This is a genomic window from Paenisporosarcina sp. P4_E4_2, assembly GCF_056401595.1.
The window spans coordinates 1-2871 of sequence record NZ_JBFUJC010000377.1 but is presented as its reverse complement, the minus strand read 5'-3'; the positions used below and the strand labels follow the sequence as shown (position 1 = coordinate 2871).

The following is a 2871-nucleotide window of genomic DNA, read 5'->3' as shown; positions in this document are numbered from 1 at the left end:
ACCAAAAAGGATTTGGAGATGATTGACTGGGCACTTGAAGTTACGGGAACTAAATTCTTCAAGTCACATCCCGTTGATTCACTCTCGGGTGGACAGCGTCAACGTGTGTGGATTGCCCTGGCCCTTGCTCAGGAAACCGATATGATTTTTCTGGATGAACCAACAACCTATCTGGATATGGCGCATCAACTGGAGATTCTTGAATTGTTGCAGCAGTTGAACGTTACGGAAAAACGCACCATTGTGATGGTGTTGCATGATTTGAATCATGCTGCCCGTTTTGCGGATTACATTATCGGGATGAAGTTTGGGAAAATCGTGAAGTCTGGTCCCAGTGAAGAAATTATCACGAAACCAGTATTACGCGAACTGTTTCAAATCGATGCTGAAATTGGCGAAGATCCACGTACAGGAAAACCGATTTGTATTACCTATAATTTAGTAAGAGGAGAATGACATAAAATGAAAAAATACTCATACCTATTCATAGCGCTACTTGCGATGTTTGTATTAGCTGCATGCGGCGGCAATAAAGAAGAAGGAAAGTCAACGTCCAAAGAAGGTGACTCTTCAGAACCATCGACAATCACGTATGAATCCGAAAACGGACCTGTTGAAGTGCCTGCTGACCCACAACGTGTCGTAGTTTTATCATCATTTGCAGGTAATGTCATGGCATTAGATGTTCCTTTAGTTGGTGTTGACTCTTGGTCGAAAATGAATCCACGCTTTGAAGAAAAACTTGAAGGCGTTGAGGARGTAACGGATGAAAACCTGGAGAAAATCATTGAAATGGAACCGGATTTAATTATCGGTCTTTCTAATATCAAAAATGTGGACAAACTGAATGAAATTGCACCAACAGTTACCTTTACGTATGGAGCGGTTGACTATTTAACGCAGCACGTAGAAATCGGGAAACTACTTAATAAAGAAGAAGAAGCACAAGCTTGGGTAGATGATTTCAAAAAACGTACGCAAGAAGCAGGCGATGAAATCAAAGCGAAAATTGGTGAAGATGCGACTGTCACTGTAATTGAAAGCTTTGACAAAGAATTGTATGTATTCGGTGACAACTGGGGCCGCGGTACAGAAATCCTTTATCAGGAAATGGGTCTAGGAATGCCTGAGAAAGTAAAAGAAATGGCATTGAAAGATGGCTACTATGCATTATCTGCTGAAGTTTTACCTGAGTATGTTGGAGACTATTTAATCTTCAGCAAAAATAAAGATGCAGACAACTCATTTGAAGGTACAGAAACATTCAAGAATATCCCGGCAGTAAAAAACAACCAGATGTATACAGTGGATGCAATGGAGTTTTACTTCAACGATCCTTTGACACTGGATTATCAATTGGAATTCTTTAAGAAATCTTTCTTGGGGAACTAAATCATGTTCAATTTTCGGCTTCAACGCATTCCTTATTCAATTAAACTGGGGATGAGTTTGATTCTGATGATCGTACTTTTCGGCATGGCGTTAGTTTTCGGGGCGGCCGATACAAGCGTGAAAGATGTTATATCTGCCTTACTATCAAGTGCTCCGAATGACCAAGCCATAATGTTGCGGGAGATACGTTTTCCGCGAGAAGTAGCCGCTGCCCTAATAGGCGCGGCTCTTGCCGTTTCAGGTGCTATTATTCAGGGGATGACTCGTAACCCACTTGCCGATCCAGGCTTACTCGGATTGACTGCCGGTGCCAATGCGGCGCTTGCTATAACGTTGGCATTTTGGCCAACTGTTAATTATTTTGGTGTGATGCTCGCATGTTTCGCAGGAGCGGCAGTCGGAGCGATTCTCGTATTCGGGTTCAGCTCGTTTCATCCAGAAGGCTTTACAACTTTACGGATCGTGCTTGCAGGTGCAACCATTTCAGCTTTTCTCTATGCCATTGCTGAAGGTGTCGGATTATATTTTAAAATATCGCAACAGGTTTCCATGTGGACTGCAGGTGGCATGGTCGGGACGACTTGGAATCAAGTGTTGTTAATTGCTCCAATTGTTTTGGTCGGGATTATCATTTCTTTGATGTGTTCACGCCAATTAACCATTCTTTCACTGAGTGAAGAAATGGCACTTGGGCTCGGGCAACGTGTCCGATTGATTAAGTCCATATTGTTTGTACTCGTCATCATTTTGACAGGCGCGTCTGTGGCACTTGTCGGCAATTTGGCATTCTTCGGGCTGATGGTACCTCATATTGTGCGGGCAATAGTCGGTACGGATTATCGCTTTGTGCTTCCGATGTCAGCCATTCTTGGAGCGGCTTTCATGTTGCTTGCGGATACCGTTGCTCRTACAATTAACGCTCCGTATGAAACTCCCGTGGCGGCTGTTGTTGCCATTATGGGCTTGCCATTCTTCTTGTACATTGTACGTAAAGGAGGGCAAAGTTTCTCATGATCGAAAAATCCATTATTCGAAAACAACGGTTATTACTGATTGTCTTTTCAATATTGATTGTGACCACTGCGGTCATCAGTCTTGGTCTCGGCTATTCGTCCGTTTCCTACGACCGAATCATTCCGACAATTCTTGGCCAAGGGGAATTTAAAGAAGAATTCGTTCTTTTCTCGGTCCGTCTGCCTCGGATAGTCATTACGGTTTTGGCGGGAATGGCACTAGCCTTATCAGGTGCATTGTTGCAGGGGATTACCCGCAATGAATTGGCGGATCCCGGTATTATCGGCATCAATTCTGGAGCAGGGGTTGCCGTTGCTATTTTCTTTTTGTACTTCCCAGTGGAGGCGGGGGCATTCATTTATGTATTGCCTTTCGTTGCTTTCATCGGTGCTTTGCTGACAGCTGGAATTATTTATGCGTTTTCTTACAGCCGTACGACTGGTATGCAACCAGTGCGTCTAGTAT

The 2871-nt window shown here is 43.6% G+C and carries 4 protein-coding genes; all 4 read left to right on the top strand.

Features of this window, described 5'->3' with window-relative positions; all coding sequences use genetic code 11:
- The coding region (locus AC1DSB_RS17375; RefSeq protein ID WP_477587216.1) for an ABC transporter ATP-binding protein at positions 1-456 on the top strand (456 nt) is incomplete at its 5' end.
- A 6-nt stretch (positions 457-462) separates the two neighbouring features.
- A complete protein-coding gene (locus tag AC1DSB_RS17370) occupies positions 463-1392 on the top strand; it encodes an iron-hydroxamate ABC transporter substrate-binding protein (RefSeq protein WP_477531075.1) in 930 nt (309 codons plus the stop codon).
- Positions 1393-1395: 3 nt separating this feature from the next.
- On the top strand, positions 1396-2406 hold the full coding sequence (locus tag AC1DSB_RS17365; RefSeq protein ID WP_477587215.1) for a FecCD family ABC transporter permease: 1011 nt from the start codon (positions 1396-1398) through the stop codon (positions 2404-2406).
- Positions 2403-2871 (top strand): FecCD family ABC transporter permease (locus AC1DSB_RS17360; RefSeq protein ID WP_477587214.1); only part of this gene is annotated, 469 nt, incomplete at its 3' end. The genes AC1DSB_RS17365 and AC1DSB_RS17360, both read left to right, overlap by 4 nt.